Raw genomic sequence first — 17,803 nt, 5'->3', positions numbered from 1 at the left:
TCACCGTCTACGGTCATGAAACTACACCTCCCGTCGAGGATGCTGGAGTACATGACCACCTTCGTGCGCGAACCCGGCCCAGCGGGTACCCCCCGTCGCCGCCTCCGCGACCGGGTCTGGCAGATCGCGGCGGCTGCGACCCATCCGCTCGATCCCGCCGACTACCTCGACATGTTCCGCCCGTTGCGCCCCGGCGCCGACCTACGCGCTCGCGTCGTCGACGTGCGCCCCGAGACCGCCGACGCGGTGACCGTCGTACTCCGTCCTGGTGGCGCCTGGCGCGGTCACCGGCCCGGGCAGTACGTGCGGATCGGCCTCGACGTCGACGGCGTACGGCTGTGGCGCTCGTACTCCCTGACCTCCGCGCCCAACGCGGCCGACGGCCTGCTGTCGATCACCGCGAAGGCCGTACCGGATGGCGTGGTCAGCGCCCACCTCTCGCAGGAGCTGCGACCGGGCCAGCTGGTGCACCTCGACCAGGCGCTCGGCGACTTCGTCCTACCCGATCCGGCGCCGACGAAGGCGCTGTTCGTCACCGGCGGCAGCGGTATCACCCCGGTGATGGGCATGCTGCGGGCCGGCCTCGATCGGCTCGACGACGTTGTACTCGTGCACTCCGAGGCCTCTGCCGACGACGTGATCTTCGGTACCGAGCTGCGCGCGCTCGCGGAGGAGGGCCGGCTCCGGCTGGTCGAGCAGCACACCGACATTCACGGCCGCCTCGACATGACGGCGCTCGCGGCACTCGTGCCCGATCTGGCAGAGCGGCAGACCTGGGCCTGTGGCCCGGCCGGTCTGCTCGACGCCATCGAGGAACAGTGGGCCGCGCTCGACCTCCCCGACCGGCTGCACACCGAACGGTTCCGGACCGCGCTGGCCGAGCCCGGCGAAGGCGGCACCGTCCGATTCACCGGCACGGACGTCGCGCTCGAGCTCGACGGCGCCACCTCGATCCTCGATGCCGGCGAAGAGGCGGGCGTGCTGATGCCGTCGGGCTGCCGAATGGGCATCTGCTTCTCGTGCGTACTCCCCCTGCGCGAAGGCTCAGTGCGCGACCTGCGCTCCGGCGACCTCACCACTGCCGCCCCCGGTGACGGCGTACTCATTCAAACCTGCGTCTCGGCCGCTGCCGGCGCCTGCGATATCGACCTCTGAGAGCGAGATCCATATGACTGTCATGCAGAAGAAGGCCGACAACCCGATCGCGCACCTCTCGACCGAAGATATCGAGGAGATCGGCCGCCGCCTGGACGCGATCCGCGCCGACATCATCGCCAAACGCGGCGCGTCCGACGCGGCGTACATCCGCAAGGTGATCAGCGTGCAGCGGAAGCTGGAGCTGTCGAGCCGGGCCGTCCTGCTGCTGTCGCTGTTCCCGCCGGCGTGGCTCGTCGGCACTGCCGGTCTGTCCGTGGCCAAGATCCTCGAGAACATGGAGATCGGCCACAACGTCATGCACGGTCAGTGGGACTGGATGCGCGATCCCAAGATCCACTCGACCACCTGGGAGTGGGACCACGCCTCGCCGTCGGAGCAGTGGAAGCACTCGCACAACGAGCTGCACCACACGTACACCAACGTCGTCGGCAAGGACAACGACCTCGGTTACGGCATCATGCGCGTCGACGAGGACCAGCGCTGGTACCCGCTCTATCTCGCTCAGCCGTTGTGGAACTTCCTCAACGCTTGTGTCTTCGAGTACGGCGTCGCGGCATATGACCTCGAGCTGGGCAAGAACCTCGCCACGAAGAAGCGTCGTACGGACCCGGAGTTCAAGGCGCGCGTCAAGCAGGTGCTGAAGAAGATTCGCGGCCAGGTCACCAAGGATTACGTCGTACACCCGTTGCTGTCCGGCCCGTCGTTCCTGCACACCATCGCCGCCAACGCGACGGCCAACCTGGTCCGCAACCTGTGGACGCATTCGGTCATCATGTGCGGCCATTTCCCGGAGGGCGTCGAGACGTTCGAGCGACGCTCCATCGAGGGCGAGACGCGCGGCGAGTGGTACCTCCGGCAGATGCTCGGCTCCGCGAACATCAGCGGCGGCAAGGCCATGCACGTGATGACCGGCAACCTGTCGTACCAGATCGAGCACCACCTCTTCCCCGACCTGCCGAGCAATCGCTACCAGGAGATCGCGCCGCAGGTGAAGGCGCTCTTCGAGGAGTACAACCTCAAGTACACGACCGGGCCGCTGCCGAAGCAGGTCGCGTCCGCCTGGTACAAGGTCATCCGCCTCTCCCTGCCGAACGACTTCGCCAAGAAGCTGACCGGCCGCCTGGCGCCCGGAGCGCGCGCTCTCCCCGCCTGAAGGATCAGTCTGCTCGACGGGCGGTCACCAGCCAGGCAGCCGAGCTCAGTCGGACGCCGTCGGGCGTCTGGTGAGCTGCGAACAATGCCCGAAGGTTCGCGGCGGCGGTCGCGCGCTGCGCGTCGTCGGTGCCGGCCAGGAGCCAGGCGGACTGGCCCAGCTGCCACCTGGTGCCCTGATCGGCGTCGGGGCCCAGCCAGAGCGAATGGTCGAGGGCCTCGAAGGCAACGTCGGACCAGCCCGCGGCGGCCAGCAGTGGCTCGACCATGGCCGGGTCGCTCTGGGCGAACGGCCCGGGCGCGCCGGGCGGCGGCATCGGCAGATCGCGGCCGAGTCGCAACGCCTCGAAGATCTCGCGGAGCCACTCGTTCTCCGCGAGGCCGCGCCACACCAAGATCGCGAGCCGACCGCCCGGCTTCGTGGCTGTGGCCAGGTTGGCGAACGCTGCCTCCGCATCGCCGAAGAACATCGTCCCGGTCCGGCTGACCATCAGGTCGTACGCCGCCGCCCCGAAATCGTGCACCTGAGCGTCGGCCTGGATGAACTCCACCGCCAGCCCGGCCGCGCGGCGGCGGGCCACGTTGAGTTGCGCGGTGGAGAGGTCGACCCCGAGGGCGCGGGCGCCCGGTGCGCCGCGGACCAGGTCGATCGCTAGCCGGCCGGAGCCGCAGCCGACGTCAAGGATCCGGTCTGCAGGGCCCGCGTCGGCGGCGGCCAGCAGGGCAGGGTGGTAGCCGGCCGGGCTGCGGTCGTAGAAGTCGGCGTACTCGGCCCAGTAGTTGCCGTGCTCGCCGTCCCAGTCGCGGAGTTGGCGGCTGTTGCTCGGGTCGACGTCAAAGGTCGCGGCCTTGCTCATCGGACTCATCTCCCTGCCTTCATATACTCCCAAAGAGAGTATGTGCTAGGTTTACTCCCAAAGGGAGGGTCATGTCAAGAGTGCTCACCACGACCACCTTCGGTGTGCTGGGACTGCTCGCGGTCCGTCCATACTCGACCTACGAACTGGCCAAGGCGATGGGGCTCAGCGTCGGACGAGTGTGGCCACGCGCCGAGAGCAAGCTGTTCGAAGAGCCCAAGAAGCTCGTGGCGCACGGCTATGCCAGCGCACGCGAGGAGACGGTCGGGCGGCGCCGGCGGACCGTCTATTCGATTACCGCCGCCGGCCGACAGGCCCTGGCCGGCTGGCTTGCCGAGCCCGGCGACGGACCGGTGCTCCAGTTCGAGGGGCTGGTCAAGCTCATGTTCGCCGATCACGGCAGCCGGGCCGACGCGCTCGAAACGATCGCGAGGGCCAGGGCCTGGGCAGTCGAGATGAACGCTGACAACATCGCTGCGGGCGAACGCTTCGCCGAGGGCAAGGGCCGCTACGAGGAGCGCCGCACCACCACCCTCCTCATGGGCGCGTTCCTGACCGACTTCTACGCGCTGGTGGCGCAGTGGGCCGAGTGGGCTACGGCCGAGGTAGAGGGCTGGCCCGATGACATCGCCAGCCACCGGCCCCCGCCCGAACTGACGCAGGCTGTGCTGGCGCGGGCGAGATGGTCGCAGCCGGACGACGCTGGCAAGGCGTGACATAGCGCGGTCGGTTGTTGTGTGACGCGATCCCATAGTCCTCGGGCGGTTCGGCTCCTAGTGTTCTGCGGAGCCGAACCCGGAGGGCCTCATGCGTCGTCGTCTCGCGTTGTCCGTCGCCGTTGCACTCGTCACGTGCGCGTCAGTAATACCCGCTAGCGCACACGGTTGCCCAGAGCAACTACGCGTGCCCGGCGCCGAGCATCAAGTGGTCGCCTGCCTCGCGGATCTGACCACTGCCGGGACGGTCGCGTCCAGTCATACCAACCCGGCGGACTATGCGGGGCTGACGCACGCCGCACTCCCCCAGCAATCGGGCGTGCCGGGCGTGCAGATCGACGGCTACTTCCCGGACACCTCGCAGACGAACAAGAACCACGGCTGGAACCACGACTCCCAATTCGTCGTACGTCTTCCAGCGAGGTGGAACGGCGGACTGGTGGTCGCCGGATCGCCGGGCGTGCGGGCGCAGTACGCGAACGACAAGTCGATCTCGGATTACGTGCTGGCCAAGGGATTCGCGTATGCGGCGACTGACAAGGGCAACACCGGCGCGAGCTTCTACACCGACGGCGTACGGCCGGGCGACGCGATGGTGGAGTGGAACCAGCGGACCACCCAGCTGACGCGAGCTGCCCGGGCGGTAGTTGCCCAGCACTACGGTCGCCCGGCTCGCGAGGTCGTTGCCGCGGGCATCTCGAATGGCGGCTACCTGGTTCGCTGGCAGTTGGAGAATCACCCGGAGCTCTACACCCGAGGCGTCGACCTCGAAGGGACGCTGTGGAGTGCGAAAGGGCCGAACCTGCTGACTTTCTTGCCTCCGGCAATTCGGGGCTATGAGCAACAAACGCCCGAGCTGATCGTCAACGCAGGCTTCGATCCGCAGTCGGACTTCCTCTGGAACTACCACTACACGGTCTACTGGAAGCTGACCATGCGGATCTACGCGGCCGAGTTGGACCCGACGTACGACGGCCTAGAAGCCGACTACAACTACGCGGATCGACTCGTCGCCCAGCAGTCCGTACGCCGTATCGCGCTGACCGGCCGAATCGGGCGCCCACTAGTCACCATCCACGGCACCCTCGACAGCCTTTTGCCCATCACGCAAGACTCCGACCACTACGCCGAGCTAGTACGCCGTACCGGCCGCTCATGGCTGCACACCTACCACCGCATCAACAGCGGCAACCACGTCGACGGCCTGGTCGACGCCTTCCCCAACCGCCTAGTCCCCCTCGTGCCCTTACTCCAGACGGCCATCGCCTAACCCCCTCGCCGCACCCTGACCGACCACGGCAGGCGGCTCGAGGAGCTTTAGCGCTTGTGTTGCGGGCGGCGGTGGGAACGCAAGGATTGCCAGAGCAGGGTGAGGACGAGGCCGACAGGAAATGCCACCGCGGCCGCGAGCTTGCCGAGGAACGGACCCTGCCAGTTCGCGTCGGGATTGTCCGCGCAGTCGACCGGTCCGGCGCCGCAACTCGCGTCCACCCAGCCGGCAACCACTAGCCCGACCACGATCGCCAGCACAAGGCCGCCCAGGACGGCGTACGCCGCTTGCCTGGCCCACCCGTTGCGCGTCGCGGGGTCGCTGGTCGGAACCGTCGAGGTCCTGGAGGACGGCGGACAGCTTGCAGCCGTCTACCACGCGGTCTCCGGACCGACCCCGCAGATCCGGATCCGGCCGGCCAACCCGGGACACTAGCCGCGCCCAGTACGTCGTACCGTGCGCGTCGTCCGGCGATCGGGCGGCCACGTGGCTCAGACTGGCACCTTGCCCGCTCTGAACCGGAAGGCCGCCTTGCTCACGAAGTACCGCTCCGCCGTTGTTCTCGCCCTGGCTTTGACTCTGCTGACTACGGGTTGCGATGTCGCTCGTGAAGCGTCCGCGCCGCCCGATCCGTCGGCCTCGTCCAAGTCGATCACGCTGGAACTCGCGAAGGTGAAGGTCGCGCCGAATCGGCCGGACGTTGCCGGGTACGAACGACGTTGTGGCAAAGGCAAGGGTTGCTCGTTCGGTCCGTCCTGGTCCGACAACCACACCGGTACTGGTGGTCATGACGGCTGCGACACCCGCAACAACGTGCTCGCGCGGCAGCTCACTCAGGTGACGTACAAGTCGGGCGCGAAGCGGTGCGTGGTGCTCAGCGGCCAGCTGGAAGATCCGTACACCGGCCGGACCATCGAGTTCCGCAAGGCCGAAGCCAGCAAGGTGCAGATCGACCACCTCTATCCGCTGTCCCGGGCGTGGGATCTCGGCGCGTCGAAGTGGACTGCGCAACGCCGTCAGGACTTCGCCAATGACCAGACGGACAATCTGCTGGCCGTCGACGGTTCGACCAACGCGAGCAAGTCCGATCATGGGCCGGGCGAATGGATGCCGATCAACAAGGCGTTCCGCTGCACCTACGTCCTGCGGTACTTGCGCGTGGCAAGCAAATACGGCCTGCCCATCACCCGGGACGACCAGCAGAGTGTGAAGACGCTGCTCCGCACCTGCCCCTAGCTAGCGCCGGTCGCCGCCAGAAGACGCTCGCCAAAAGCGCGGCAGGCGTCGGCGAACACGGCGCCGTTGGTGATCTCGAAGTCCGCGTCCAGGAAGGCGAGGTGGAGGACCAACCACTGCCAGGAGTCCAGCGCTAGAACGACGTTGGTCTGCTCTTCGCTCGCTTGCTGGACCTCGACGTCCTGGTACTTCAGGGCATCGAGGACGTCTGCGACCGGTGCGTTGATCGTGAGGCTGACGCGTTGCTTACCGACGTTGAGTCCTTGCCGTAGATACTCCGCCGCTGACCCGGCGGGTAGCGGCCGCTGGTCGTACCGACGGCCTGTGCGTCGTACGTCGGCTAGTCGGTCTAGGCGGAACACGCGCCAGTCCTCGCGGTTGTGGTCCCACCCCAGCACGTACCAGCGCAGGAGATGGTGGACCTGCCTGTACGGGTCAACCCGCCGACTAGTCCTTGCACCGCTGGCATTCGTGTAGGAGAACGTCAGCGTCTCCTGGTGCGCAATGGCCTCGGCGATGGAGCTGAGCTGGTCGGCGGCCACGCTCGGCGCCTGCTGCGGACTCGTCTCCAGGCTGGCGCGGATGGCCGTCACTCGCGGGCGCAACCGTGCGGGTAGGAACTGGTCCAACTTGCCGTACGCCCGGGTCGCGGCGTCGTCGATCCCGCCCTCCGCGGACGGGCCGCCGGCGGCGAGCGAGGCGAGTGCCAGCAAGGTGGCGACCGCTTCGTCGTCGTCCAGTACCAGCGGCGGCATGGTCCGCCCGGCGGCGAGCCGGTAGAAGCCGCCCGGCCCCGGCTGGGTCTCGACGGGATAGCCGTAACCGCGCAGCCGGTCGACGTCGCGGCGCAGCGTCCGCGGGCTGATGCTCAGCCGCCGGGTCAGCTCTTCCCCGCTGAACGGGCGACCCGTCTGCAGGGTCGAGAGCAGGGCCAGCATGCGTTCGGTGACGTCGGCCATGGAGCCATTCTGCGCCGAATTGCGGTCATGATGTGGCCACATCTGCTCGTAGTGTCGTACTCATGATTACTCTCCGCCGAGTTCGCACGAACAATCTGGCTGACGTGGACCTTGATGTTCCGCATGGCGAGTTGGTCGTTTTTGTCGGCGTATCCGGGTCGGGCAAGTCGTCGCTGGTGTTCGACACGATCGCCGCAGAGGCCGGTTACCAGCTCAACGAGACCTTTCCACCGTTCGCGCGGAACCGGCTGCCGAAGTGGACTCGGCCGGACGTCGAGCACATCCACGGACTGACGCCGGTCGTCGTCATCGACCAGCGCCGGATCGGCGGCAACGCCCGCTCGACCGTCGGCACGATCACGGACACCTGGACGTACTTGCGGCTGCTGTTCTCCCGACTCAGCGGGCCGTACGTCGGTGAGTCGAACCACTTCTCGTTCAACGCGCCCGCCGGCATGTGCCGGACCTGCTCGGGCCTTGGCGAGGTCGTCGCCAGCGCGGTCGATCGCTTTCTGGACCTCGACAAGTCGCTCGCCGGTGGCGCGATCCGGCTGCCCGGCTTCGGCAACGGCGGCTACTGGTACTCCCAGTACGCGGATATCGGTAGCTTCGACGCCGATACCCCGTTGCGCGAGTGGACGCCGGCCGAACGCGAGGCCCTGCTGTACGGCGGCCAGGCGGCGGCGAAACTCGGCCTGCGGCACAAGAGCTACGAAGGAGTGGTCGAGCGGTTCGAGCGGATCTACCTGCATACGTCGGACGATCTGTCGGAGCGTAAGCAGCAGACGATTCGGGCCTTTACCCGAGCCGAGACGTGTCCGGAGTGCGGGGGCGATCGCCTTCGGAAGGCCGCGCGTACGGCGACGGTGCTCGGCCACACCATCGGCGAGATGGCCCGGCTGGAGATCACCGAACTGCTCGACCTCGTCCGTACGATCAAGTCCGCGAAGGTCGCACCAGTCGTCGCGGCCTTGACCGCCCGGCTCGAGGCGATGGTCGTGATCGGGCTCGGCTATCTCACGTTGTCGCGCGCGACCACCACGCTTTCCGGCGGCGAATCCTAACGAATCAAGACGGTCAAGCACCTCGGATCCAGCCTCACCGCGATGACGTACGTCGTCGACGAACCGACCGTCGGCCTGCATCCGACCGACGTAGAGTCCGTCATCCAGCTGCTGAAGCGACTTCGCGACAGTGGCAACAACGTGCTCGTCGTCGAACACGACCCGGCCGTGATGGCGGAGGCGGACCAGGTGATCGAGATCGGACCTGGCGCGGGTGCGGCCGGTGGACGCCTGGTGTTCCAAGGCAGGTTCGCCGAGCTTCGCGACGCCGACACTCCGACCGGCCGGGGTCTGACCGACCGGCGACCGCTTAAGGCTGCGGCGCGTGTCGGGTCTGGCGGTTTGACCGTCGTCGGTAGCCGCAACAACCTGCGGGACGTCACCGCGCGGTTCCCCACCGGCGTGATGACCGTGCTCACAGGTGTGGCCGGCTCCGGGAAATCCAGCCTCGCTTTTGAGCTCGTGGAGCAGCACGGCGCGACTGTCATCGACCAGAAGCCGGTCAGCACGAACCGGCGCTCCACCCCGGTCACGTACACCGGCATCGCGCCCGCGATCCGCAAGCTGTTCGCCCGGCATAATGGCGTCAGCGCAAGCTTGTTCAGTGCCAACTCCGACGGCGCCTGCCCTGATTGCAAGGGCCTCGGCGTCATCTACACGGACCTCGCGTTCATGGACGGACAGGAGGTCAGCTGCGAGACCTGCCACGGCCGCCGCTTCACCCCCGAGGTGCTCGCCCACACCGTGAACGGCCTGTCGATCGCCGACGTCGATGACCTCACCATCGACCAGGCCATCGCCCAACTACCTGACCAAGGTATTTCGCGTGCCTTGCAACAGCTCTCGGCCGTTGGCTTGGGCTACCTGCGGCTCGGGCAATCCCTGAGCACGTTGTCCGGCGGCGAGTGTCAACGCGTCAAGATCGCCAAGGAGCTTCGCCAGGCAGACCAGCCCACGACGTACGTGCTCGACGAACCCACCACCGGCCTGCACCTCAACGACATCGACACCCTCCTGCACGTACTCGACACCCTTGTAGACCAAGGCCACACGGTCATCGTCATCGAGCACAACCTCGACGTCATCCGCCGGGCCGACTGGCTCATCGACCTAGGACCCGGCCCCGGCCGCCACGGCGGCACCATCCTCTACACCGGCCACCCCACGACTTACCTGGATGCCGACAGCCCCACCAGCCACGCCTTAAGGAGTGCGGGTCAGTAGCCGGAGCTCGAGCATGGCGGCGAAGCGGGCGTTGGGGTCGGCCAGGTCGAGGTTGGCGACTTCGGCGAGGCGGCGCAGGCGGTAGCGGAAGGTGTTGGGGTGGACGTAGACGGCCGACGAGGCTGCGATCACGTCGCCGAACGCGTCCAGCCAGGCCTCGAGCGTTTCGACGAGACAGCTTCGGCGCTTCGCGTCGTACGCCATCAGCCGGGCGACCGGGCCGGTCGGTTCGTCGCCGCGGGCGTTGGCCAGGTCGGCGAGTTCCAGCAGCAGCGCATCGACATATACGTCGCTGATGCGGGCCACCGAGGTTGCCGAACGGCCCAACCGCAACACGCGCAGCGCCCGGTCGGCGCCGGTTCGGGATCGCCCGAGCGCGGCGTTGTCCGTGGCGACGGAGCCGACGCCGACGAGCAGGCGCCGGCTGGACCCGATCCGGTCGAGGAAGTCGGTGGCCACGCGAACCGCGCGCTCCTCGCCGTCGGTCTGGTCGCGCCGTACGCCAATGATGGCGTAGACGACGTCGCCGATCAGGGTGGCTGCCGAGCGCGGATGTACGGCGTTGAGGTGCATCGAGAACGCGTCCGCGATCCGCTGCCGCTCCCCCACCAACCGGGCATGGGTCGCGGTCTGCCCCTCGTCCTCGGGAGATACGAGTGGCGACAGCGCGAGCACCACGCAGCTCTGGTCGGCGAGGCCTAACCGGGCAAGGGCTTCCGGCGCTCCCGGACCTGCCTCCAACGCGGTGGCGACTAGGTCGGCTCGCAGTCGGCGTTCGACGTCCGCACCAGCGCGTTGGCGGAGCATGTGCAGCGCTACCAGCTTTGCGGCGTCACACAACGCCTGCCTGCGTTCGGGCGAGAGCGGTTCGTGTACGGCTGCCCAGATCGACCCGAGCACCTCGTCGCCGGCCCGGATCGCCAGCGCCACCCGCGGCAGGTGCCCTTCGGCAGGACCCGGCATCGGTGCCACGTCGATCGGCTGGTCGCTGCGGTAGAGGTCGTGGAAGACCCCGCGCTCTTCGAGGATCCGGGTGAACCGCTCGGGCACCTGGCGACCGAGGATCGTCTCGACGCGCGAGGGATCGGCTTCGTCCTGCCGTCCGGAGAAGGCCAGCACCCGGGAGCTCCGGTCCTCGATGGTGATCGGGGCATCGAGGAGGGTCGAGATCGCGTTGGCGAGCGCGAAGAGGTCGCCCGACGGCATCCCTCCGAGTGTCTCCGGGCCGATCTCCCCCACGTCACCCTCGGCGATCAACGACCGCAGCAACGCGGCCAGCTGCGCCCAGGACGCACCCCGCGTGAGCGCCAATAGCGTCACGCCGGATCGTTTTACCGCGGCGGCAAGCTCGTCGGTGACCTCGACCGGAGCGCGTACGACGAGCCCGGCCGCGTCGTGCCGGCCGAGCTCGTCCAGCAGTCCGGCGATCGCGGCCGGTTCGCGCAGGCCCACGCCGAGGACCAGCGCGCGCCCCTGCGGTACCGGCTCGTCGTGTGGATCGTGGATCACCACGGCCGCGACGTGATCGACCAGGCCGGGCTCACCGCACACCACTTCCAGCAGGGTGGTGCCGAGGTCCTCGAGTATGCGACCAAGGCTGGCCCGCGGTCGCGTAGTCACCGGAACAAGCACGAACCAGACGCTAACAGCGCCGGTTCCCCTTCACATTCGTCCCGCACAACAAAATCGTAGCCCTGATTCGTCCTGTTGTCCCAAGCCCGCGAGTGTTCACGTCCTAACGAGTCCACTCGCGGGCGGGGTTGGGAGGCGTTAGAGAGGGATCCATTCGGTGTTGGTGGTTACGGCGTCCAAGGCGTCGGGGATGGGGGTAAGGCCGAGGCCGGGATCGGTTGGGACTGTCAGGTGGCCGTCGGAGAGGCGGAAGGGTTCGGTGATGTCCATCGCGTAGTAGCGGTCGGACGCCGACGTGTCACCCGGCAGGGTGAACCCCGGCAGCGCAGCGAGGGCAACGTTGGCGGCGCGACCAAGACCGGTCTCGAGCATTCCCCCGCACCAGACCGGAATGTCGTGCGCCACGCACAGATCGTGGATCCGGCGTGCCTCGAGATAACCGCCAACCCGGCCGGGCTTGATATTGACGATCGAGCAGGCGCCGAGCGCGATCGCGTCGGCCGCCGAACGGGCCGAGACGATCGATTCGTCCAGGCACACCGGCGTCGTGAGCACCTTGGCCAACTGGGCGTGCCCGAGCAGGTCTTCCTCGTCCAGCGGCTGCTCGATCAACAGCAGGTTGTACGGATCCAGCCGCGCCAGGTGCCGCGCGTCCGAACGCCGGTAAGCCGTGTTCGCGTCGACCTGCAGCAAGACCTCGTCGCCAAAGCGCTCGCGCACCGCACGCACCGGCTCGACATCCCAGCCCGGCTCGACCTTCAGCTTGATCCGCAGATAACCCGCGTCCAGGTAACCCTCGACCGCGTCCAGCAACTCCGGGATCGAGTCCATGATCCCCACGGAGACCCCGCACGGCACGCGATCGACGGCCGCGCCAAGCGCACTGGCGAATGAGACTCCGCGGGTGCGCAGCTCGGCATCAAGTACGGCCATCTCCAGCGCCGCCTTCGCCATCCGGTGTCCCTTGAACGGCGCAAGAGCCGGGCCGACCGCGTTCGCGTCGAGCCGCTCGACCTGTGCGACGGCCGGAATGAAGAATCGACGCAGCACATCGGCACACGCCGCGACGTACTCCGAGGAGTAGAGCGGATCGCTCATCGCAACGCACTCGCCCCACCCTTCCGCGTCGGGTGTCACCACGCGCAGCAGCAGCGCCTCCCGAGCGGTCTGCGTGCCGAACGAGGTCCGGAACGGCGATACCAGTGGCAGCTGGATCGTCCGCAGCTCGACGCCGGTGAGTTTCATGACGGTTCTCCTCTATCGACGATGTAGTAGTCCGACCGGTCGAACCCCCGGACGTGGGCGCCCTGTTCGAGCAGTCCGCCCAGGCATTCGCGGACGGCAACGCGCCATCGGGCAGCGCGCGCAGGGTCTTTGGCACGCAGGCCCTCGATGTCTCGCGGTACGGCGACGAGCACAGTCGACGACGTGACGTCGTACCGGATCGGTTCGTCCGATGCCGATACGTCGAGCAGAGTCTGAGCTCCCCCGGCGCGCTCGGCCGCGAGGTCGACAGCTGACGGGATACCGATACACGCGGCCGCGACCCTCGGGTCTTCCAGCTGCCAAGTCACGAGCAGCCGGTCAGTGTCGTCGGCGCCGTTGAGGGCGTCGTTCATCGGCCCGTAGAAGTTGGTGAGGTACTCGGCGGGCCGGGCACCCAGCTTCACGATGTTGAAGTAGGCGTTGCGGCCGACCAATGGGTCATAGGTCCAGGAGATCTGGGTGATCCCTCGCGCCATCGCCCAGGCCCGCTGGTGCACCTTCATCGCGAAGCCGACGCTGCGTCCCCGGGTCGTCGGCGAGACCCCGGCGATGTGGCTGTGCAGGCCGAACTCGGCCGGCGGCCCGAAGAAGCCGACGCAGGCGCCGACGAGCTCGTCGCCCTCGAACGCTCCCGCGACATACCCGCCTGCCCTGGACATCGCGCGCAGGAGGTCCGAGCTGACGGGGCTGTGCCCGCCATCGAACCCCCAGATCCGTTCGTAAAGTTCGCACACGGCGTCCAGCTCGGACATCCCGTTGAGGCTGCGGATGAACACCCCGGCCGCGATGGCCGCAGCATCCGCGGCGGCGACTGCGGCGGACACGGCATCCGCACGAATCGCGTCGCCGGCCAGGTCCGTGGCCATCGTCCCCGTCACGATCGACTCCGCTGCAAGAGGCTGGGCACAACCGACGGGCGCAACAAGTCGGCGATCAACGCGCGCAACAACGCCGTACGCCCTGGCAACTCGGCCACGATCACGTGCTCGTTGTCCGCATGCGCACCCCCGCCAACAGCACCGAGTCCGTCCAACGTGGGCGTACCAACTCCCGCGGTGAAGTTGCCATCGGATGCGCCGCCAACCGCGGCAGACGTCAGCGGCTCAATGCCCAGCTCCTCGGCAAGACCAGCCGCCCGCGCGAACAAGTCCGCCGACGCACTCGCCTGTAACGGCGGCCGATTAGCTCCACCCTTGACCTCGATCCGCGCCCCGGGCAGAACCGGCTGCAACGCGTGCATCGCCCGATCCACCCGCGCTTGCTCGGCAACATCCCGCACCCGTACGTCGACCGCGAAACGCGCTCGCGCGGCCACGGTGTTGGACGTCGTACCGGCTTCAAGGCGCGTCGGCGTGACCGTTGTCCCGTGCAACGGATCTCCCAACTGTGCTACCGCGAGAACCTGATGCGCGACCTCGATCGTCGCGCTGATGCCACGTTCCGGTTCGAGTCCGGCATGGGCCGCACGGCCGTGCACCTGTACGTCGTATAGCGAGACGCCCTTCCGCTCGATCTTGAGTGCACCGCCATCCGCTGAGGCCTCCAGCACCAACGCGGCCAAGCAGCCACGGGCCTCGTCCTCGATCAACTGGCGCGAGGTCGGAGAGCCGAGCTCCTCGTCGCCCGTGACCAGCAACGTGACGCCGTCGAGGTCGTCGAGCTCAGCGATGGCGTGGAAGGCCATCACCAGGCCGGCCTTCATGTCGAAACAGCCCGGCCCTCGCAGCACTCCGTCCCGCACCTCGAACGGATGGGTCTGCAAGGAGCCGATCGGCCAGACCGTGTCGTGATGACCAAGCACCAGCACCCGCGGGACATCGCCGAACCGCCAGCGCAGGTGGGTACGCCCTTCCAGCACGACGTACTCCGGCGGCACGCCCAGCAGACGAGTCCCGATGGAAGCGACGACGTCCGCGCTACGAGCAACCGCGGCCAGATCGGACGAGGGCGACTCGCATTTCACGAGAGCCTCAATGTCGTTGATCATCACGAAACCTTCGGTGTTGCGCGAACGCCATGGTGGACGTACCGCTCGCCGGTGGGAAGGGAGTAGAAGACCACGGGCGTCCACAGCTGCCCGCCAGGTTCACGGACGACGAAAAGGTCCGAGTCGATCGGGACCAGGTCGAGCTCCTGCGACGCCTCCGGCACCAGCTCCGCGAGCGGTCCGGTCGCCGTCCGCCGGAGCCGCGGCGTGCCGTCGGACTCGAAGACCTCCATCCGTGAGCCGGCCCGTTCGTACGTGCCGAAGTGGACGCTCGCATCGACGACCGGAGGCTCGGCCACGGGCTTGAGCGGGTGCGGCATCGCGACTCCGGCCAGCTCGGCGAAGATCTCGCGGTAGAGGGCGTCGTACAGGTCGCGGGCATTGCCGCCGTTGGTCAACAGCGTGACCGCGAGGTCGTGCCCCGGGAGGACCCGCAGGAAGGCCGACTGGCCGATCGTGTTGCCGTCGTGGCCGTAGAGCCGATGGCCGTCCCACTCGAGCCGGATCCAGCCGAGGCCCCAGGAATCGCCCAGGGTGTAGGGATCCGGTACGTCGGCCTGCTTGGTCGTCATCTCGTTGGCAGTGCGCTCGCTCAGCACTCTGGTGCCGTCGGTGGCCAGTCCGCCCGTCAGGTGCAGCCGGGCGAACGCCAGCACGTCCGCGGCCGAGGCGGTGACCAGCCCGGCAGGTCCGAGCGACCTCGGCAGGCCCCACACCGGCGCGGGCTTCGGGTCCTCCTCGCCCTCGGTGAGATGCCCGACCGCGGCGCGGAACATCAGCGCCTCCTCGGGCAGCGTGACCGTGTGCGTCAGCCCGAGCGGTGTGAACAGTCGCTCGCGCATCGCCTGGTCCCAGGTCTGACCGGTGAGCTTCTCGATCACGCGACCGGCCAGGTTGAAGCCGGAGTTGCAATAGGAGAACGTCGCACCGAGCGGATGGTTCTGCTCGGCTTGATCGATCTGGTCGGCGTACAGCTCGAGACAGTCGTCCCCGCGGCCGGTGTCGGTGAACACGTCGCCGTCGATACCGCTGGTGTGCGTGAGCAGGTGCCGCATGGTGACCCGCTTCGTCACCTCGGGGTCGGACAGCCGCAGCTCGGGCAGCACCTCCACGATCGGCGCATCCAGGTCGAGCTTGCCCTCGTCGACCAACTGCATCACGACGGTCGCGGTCCACACCTTCGTGATCGAGCCGATCTGGAACACCGAATCGTCGGTCACCTCGACCCCGGTCGCGACATTGAGTACGCCGCTGTGCGCGACCACCGGCTCATCCCCGAGCCGCAGGATTCCCAGCGTCGCTCCGGGCACTCGGTGGGCGGTCGCGAGTTCGGCGAGCCGCCGCTGCCAATGCGCCTGGTTGATCGGGACGCGTCGCGGGCGACCGGGCACGCCGGCGTACTGCTCGACCCAGTCGACGATCCGCTGGTTCCAGTCGGCGCGATGAGACGGTTTGCCGCTCAGGACGAACAGGTGCGATCCGCCCGGGTAAAGCACCAATCGGGTCGGAACGTTCTGCTCGCGCAACGCGGCGAACCACTGCTCTGCTTGACCAACCGGGCAACGCACGTCGTCCGCACCCTGCACGATCAGCGTCGGCGTGCGCACCTCCTGAACCCGCGTGAACGGCGACTGCTCGGTGAAGCCGGTGCCGGCGAGCTCCCTGGTGCTGAGGTAGTGCCCCGCGTCGGAGGTGCCGGCCATGCTGGTCAGGTCGCTGACCACCCCCCCGGCGACGGCCGCCGCGAACCGCGGATCGTGGCTGGTCAGGTAGCACGTCATGAACCCGCCATAGCTATAACCGGACACGGCCAGCCGAGCCGGGTCCGCCACCTGCTCGGCCACCAACTGGTCGACCGACTCGAGGAAGTCCTTCGCGTCGGACTGACCCCAGCCACCCACGCCGGCCGTGAAGAACGCTTCACCGTAGCCGTCGCTGCCTCTCGGGTTGAGCAGCAAGACCGCCCAGCCACGCTCGACGAGCACTTGGTGGTAGAGGTGCACCGGATCTGCCGCACCGTTCCACGCGTTGTGCGGTCCACCGTGGATGTCGACGAGCAACGGCCTCGGCCCAGTGCGATCCGGGTCGCGCAGCAGCCAACCGTGGACGACGGTGCCGTCGGAAATGGAGAACTCGCGCTCCTCGTGCGAGAACCGCCGCTCGGTCGTCGTCCCATGCGAGGTCCACGTCGTCACCGCACCAGACGTACGGTCGACCGTCGCCACCTCGCCGTACGACGTCGGAGTGCCGAGCACGATCGCGACGGTGTCACCCGCGACGGACGCGCCAGAGACGTTGTTCGCGTCGCCGACCAGACACTTCGGCGCGGAGCCGTCGAGCCCGACCTCGTAGAGATGCGTGTAACCGCGATCGCGGACGCAGAAGACCACCGAGCGACCGTCATTCGTGAAGCTGGGCAGGGCTCCTGGATAGCCGGGCCCGCCAGGCATCACGTTCCGGTCGAGAGCCGCTGCCAGGTCGACGACCTCGCCGCCGTCGAGGGGAATCCGCAACAGCCGGCTATGCCCGACCTCAGTATCGGTACGTCCGACGGCCAGTAGCTCGTTGCCGTCCGGCGTCCAGCAGATCGGACCGATCAGCCAGTCGGAACCGCCGATCAACTCGGGCTCGGCGTTGCGCTGCTGCGCATCGACGACGTACGCGCTGGTGCGGAAGGTCAGATCGGCGTCGGCGTCACGTGCGGCAGAGAACGCGAGCCGGCTGCCGTCGGGCGACCAGGCCGGATCGCCAGCGTGCCAATCCCCGCGCGTGATCTGCCGTACTTCGCGGCTGTCGAGATCGAGCACGTGCAGGTGCTTCCGGATCTCGCGGATCAGCCCGCTGCCGTCGGACTTGAAGTCCAGGCGATCCGTCACGATCGGCGCGGCGTCTTCCGGCTTGACCTCGACGGGTGAGACGGCCGCGCCGAACGCGAGCCTTGTGCCGTCGGGACTCCAGACCGGTGTCCCCGCGCCCAGCGGCAAGCTCGTGACCTGCTCGGGCTCTCCGCCACCGGCAGGCAGGATCCACACCTGCGCAGGCCCGTCCGCCGCACGCAGGAACGCGATCCGGCGTCCGTCGGGCGACCAGGCCGGCGCGTGGTCATCGCTGCCGCGGGTCAGCTGGACCGGGTCGCCGCCGTTCCGGCTCAGCATCCAGAGGGCATGCCGGTCCCGGTCCGCCTCGCGATCCGTTGTACGCAGCACGTAGACGATGTTGCCGTCGGGGCCTGCGGCGGGCTGCTCGGGCAGCGCCAGGTCGTAGAGGTCGTCGATAGTCATG

Annotated in this window: 15 protein-coding genes; 7 read left to right on the top strand and 8 right to left on the bottom strand. The window is 68.0% G+C overall.

Features of this window, described 5'->3' with window-relative positions; all coding sequences use genetic code 11:
- Nucleotides 1-15 precede the first annotated feature (15 nt).
- Together OG394_RS01040 and OG394_RS01035 are read left to right on the top strand one after the other, a co-directional pair.
- Entirely contained in the window at nt 16-1,155 is a 1,140-nt protein-coding gene (locus tag OG394_RS01040; protein WP_328992819.1) for a ferredoxin reductase, read from the top strand.
- 13 nt (nt 1,156-1,168) lie between these two features.
- Nucleotides 1,169-2,311 (top strand): fatty acid desaturase family protein, encoded by a 1,143-nt coding sequence (locus OG394_RS01035; RefSeq protein ID WP_328992818.1) that lies wholly within the window; start codon nt 1,169-1,171, stop codon nt 2,309-2,311.
- Between the two features lie 4 nt (nt 2,312-2,315).
- On the opposite strand, the gene OG394_RS01030 is transcribed toward OG394_RS01035, so the two are convergent.
- The gene (locus tag OG394_RS01030) at nt 2,316-3,167 is read right to left on the bottom strand and encodes a class I SAM-dependent methyltransferase (RefSeq protein WP_328992817.1); all 852 of its coding nucleotides are present in this window, start codon (nt 3,165-3,167) and stop codon (nt 2,316-2,318) included.
- A 71-nt stretch (nt 3,168-3,238) separates the two neighbouring features.
- Between OG394_RS01030 and OG394_RS01025 the strand changes: the two genes are divergently transcribed.
- Both OG394_RS01025 and OG394_RS01020 read left to right on the top strand, forming a co-directional pair.
- Nucleotides 3,239-3,883, top strand: coding sequence for a PadR family transcriptional regulator (locus tag OG394_RS01025; protein WP_328992816.1), 645 nt, complete (start codon nt 3,239-3,241; stop codon nt 3,881-3,883).
- A 91-nt stretch (nt 3,884-3,974) separates the two neighbouring features.
- Nucleotides 3,975-5,153 (top strand): alpha/beta hydrolase family protein, encoded by a 1,179-nt coding sequence (locus OG394_RS01020; RefSeq protein ID WP_328992815.1) that lies wholly within the window; start codon nt 3,975-3,977, stop codon nt 5,151-5,153.
- A 47-nt stretch (nt 5,154-5,200) separates the two neighbouring features.
- On the opposite strand, the gene OG394_RS01015 is transcribed toward OG394_RS01020, so the two are convergent.
- Nucleotides 5,201-5,413 (bottom strand): hypothetical protein, encoded by a 213-nt coding sequence (locus tag OG394_RS01015; RefSeq protein ID WP_328992814.1) that lies wholly within the window; start codon nt 5,411-5,413, stop codon nt 5,201-5,203.
- A 244-nt stretch (nt 5,414-5,657) separates the two neighbouring features.
- On the opposite strand from OG394_RS01015, the gene OG394_RS01010 reads away from it, so the two are divergent.
- Nucleotides 5,658-6,389 carry an HNH endonuclease family protein gene (locus OG394_RS01010; RefSeq protein ID WP_328992813.1) on the top strand — a complete coding sequence of 244 codons (732 nt, stop codon included), beginning with the start codon at nt 5,658-5,660 and terminating at the stop codon, nt 6,387-6,389.
- Here OG394_RS01010 and OG394_RS01005 read toward each other — a convergent pair.
- Complete coding sequence (locus OG394_RS01005) at nt 6,386-7,348, bottom strand: helix-turn-helix transcriptional regulator (RefSeq protein WP_328992812.1); 963 nt, start codon at nt 7,346-7,348, stop codon at nt 6,386-6,388. The genes OG394_RS01010 and OG394_RS01005 overlap by 4 nt on opposite strands.
- A 104-nt stretch (nt 7,349-7,452) precedes the next feature.
- On the opposite strand from OG394_RS01005, the gene OG394_RS01000 reads away from it, so the two are divergent.
- Together OG394_RS01000 and OG394_RS00995 are read left to right on the top strand one after the other, a co-directional pair.
- Nucleotides 7,453-8,412, top strand: a complete 960-nt coding sequence (locus OG394_RS01000) for a hypothetical protein (protein WP_328992811.1) — start codon at nt 7,453-7,455, stop codon at nt 8,410-8,412.
- 42 nt (nt 8,413-8,454) lie between these two features.
- Nucleotides 8,455-9,636: an ATP-binding cassette domain-containing protein gene (locus OG394_RS00995; protein ID WP_328992810.1), complete on the top strand. Its 1,182-nt coding sequence runs from the start codon at nt 8,455-8,457 to the stop codon at nt 9,634-9,636.
- On the opposite strand, the gene OG394_RS00990 is transcribed toward OG394_RS00995, so the two are convergent.
- From OG394_RS00990 to OG394_RS00970, 5 genes are all read right to left on the bottom strand, one after another.
- A complete protein-coding gene (locus tag OG394_RS00990; RefSeq protein WP_328992809.1) occupies nt 9,616-11,268 on the bottom strand; it encodes a PucR family transcriptional regulator in 1,653 nt (550 codons plus the stop codon). The genes OG394_RS00995 and OG394_RS00990 overlap by 21 nt on opposite strands.
- Before the next feature lie 138 nt (nt 11,269-11,406).
- The gene (menC, locus tag OG394_RS00985; RefSeq protein WP_328992808.1) at nt 11,407-12,513 is read right to left on the bottom strand and encodes an o-succinylbenzoate synthase; all 1,107 of its coding nucleotides are present in this window, start codon (nt 12,511-12,513) and stop codon (nt 11,407-11,409) included.
- The gene (locus tag OG394_RS00980) at nt 12,510-13,412 is read right to left on the bottom strand and encodes a GNAT family N-acetyltransferase (RefSeq protein ID WP_328992807.1); all 903 of its coding nucleotides are present in this window, start codon (nt 13,410-13,412) and stop codon (nt 12,510-12,512) included. Before OG394_RS00980 ends, menC begins: the two co-directional genes overlap by 4 nt.
- A complete protein-coding gene (locus OG394_RS00975; RefSeq protein WP_328992806.1) occupies nt 13,409-14,521 on the bottom strand; it encodes a M20 family metallopeptidase in 1,113 nt (370 codons plus the stop codon). The genes OG394_RS00980 and OG394_RS00975 overlap by 4 nt, the downstream gene beginning before the upstream one ends.
- Nucleotides 14,521-17,802 (bottom strand): serine hydrolase, encoded by a 3,282-nt coding sequence (locus OG394_RS00970; RefSeq protein WP_328992804.1) that lies wholly within the window; start codon nt 17,800-17,802, stop codon nt 14,521-14,523. Before OG394_RS00970 ends, OG394_RS00975 begins: the two co-directional genes overlap by 1 nt.
- Between the last annotated feature and the right edge of the window lies 1 nt (nt 17,803).

The organism is Kribbella sp. NBC_01245 (assembly GCF_036226525.1).
Taxonomy (GTDB): domain Bacteria; phylum Actinomycetota; class Actinomycetes; order Propionibacteriales; family Kribbellaceae; genus Kribbella.
The sequence above is the reverse complement of the archived record's forward strand: the minus strand, read 5'-3'. Positions and strand labels throughout refer to the sequence as shown.

Excerpts from the sequence above, each read along its gene's own strand:
- OG394_RS00995 (WP_328992810.1), top strand. The coding sequence starts at position 8,455 with ATGACGTACGTCGTCGACGAACCGACCGTCGGCCTGCATCCGACCGAC.
- OG394_RS01020 (WP_328992815.1), top strand. The coding sequence starts at position 3,975 with ATGCGTCGTCGTCTCGCGTTGTCCGTCGCCGTTGCACTCGTCACGTGC.
- OG394_RS01040 (WP_328992819.1), top strand. The coding sequence starts at position 16 with ATGAAACTACACCTCCCGTCGAGGATGCTGGAGTACATGACCACCTTC.
- OG394_RS00970 (WP_328992804.1), bottom strand. The coding sequence starts at position 17,802 with ATGACTATCGACGACCTCTACGACCTGGCGCTGCCCGAGCAGCCCGCC.
- OG394_RS00975 (WP_328992806.1), bottom strand. The coding sequence starts at position 14,521 with ATGATCAACGACATTGAGGCTCTCGTGAAATGCGAGTCGCCCTCGTCC.
- OG394_RS01035 (WP_328992818.1), top strand. The coding sequence starts at position 1,169 with ATGACTGTCATGCAGAAGAAGGCCGACAACCCGATCGCGCACCTCTCG.
- OG394_RS01005 (WP_328992812.1), bottom strand. The coding sequence starts at position 7,348 with ATGGCCGACGTCACCGAACGCATGCTGGCCCTGCTCTCGACCCTGCAG.
- menC (WP_328992808.1), bottom strand. The coding sequence starts at position 12,513 with ATGAAACTCACCGGCGTCGAGCTGCGGACGATCCAGCTGCCACTGGTA.
- OG394_RS01025 (WP_328992816.1), top strand. The coding sequence starts at position 3,239 with ATGTCAAGAGTGCTCACCACGACCACCTTCGGTGTGCTGGGACTGCTC.
- OG394_RS01030 (WP_328992817.1), bottom strand. The coding sequence starts at position 3,167 with ATGAGCAAGGCCGCGACCTTTGACGTCGACCCGAGCAACAGCCGCCAA.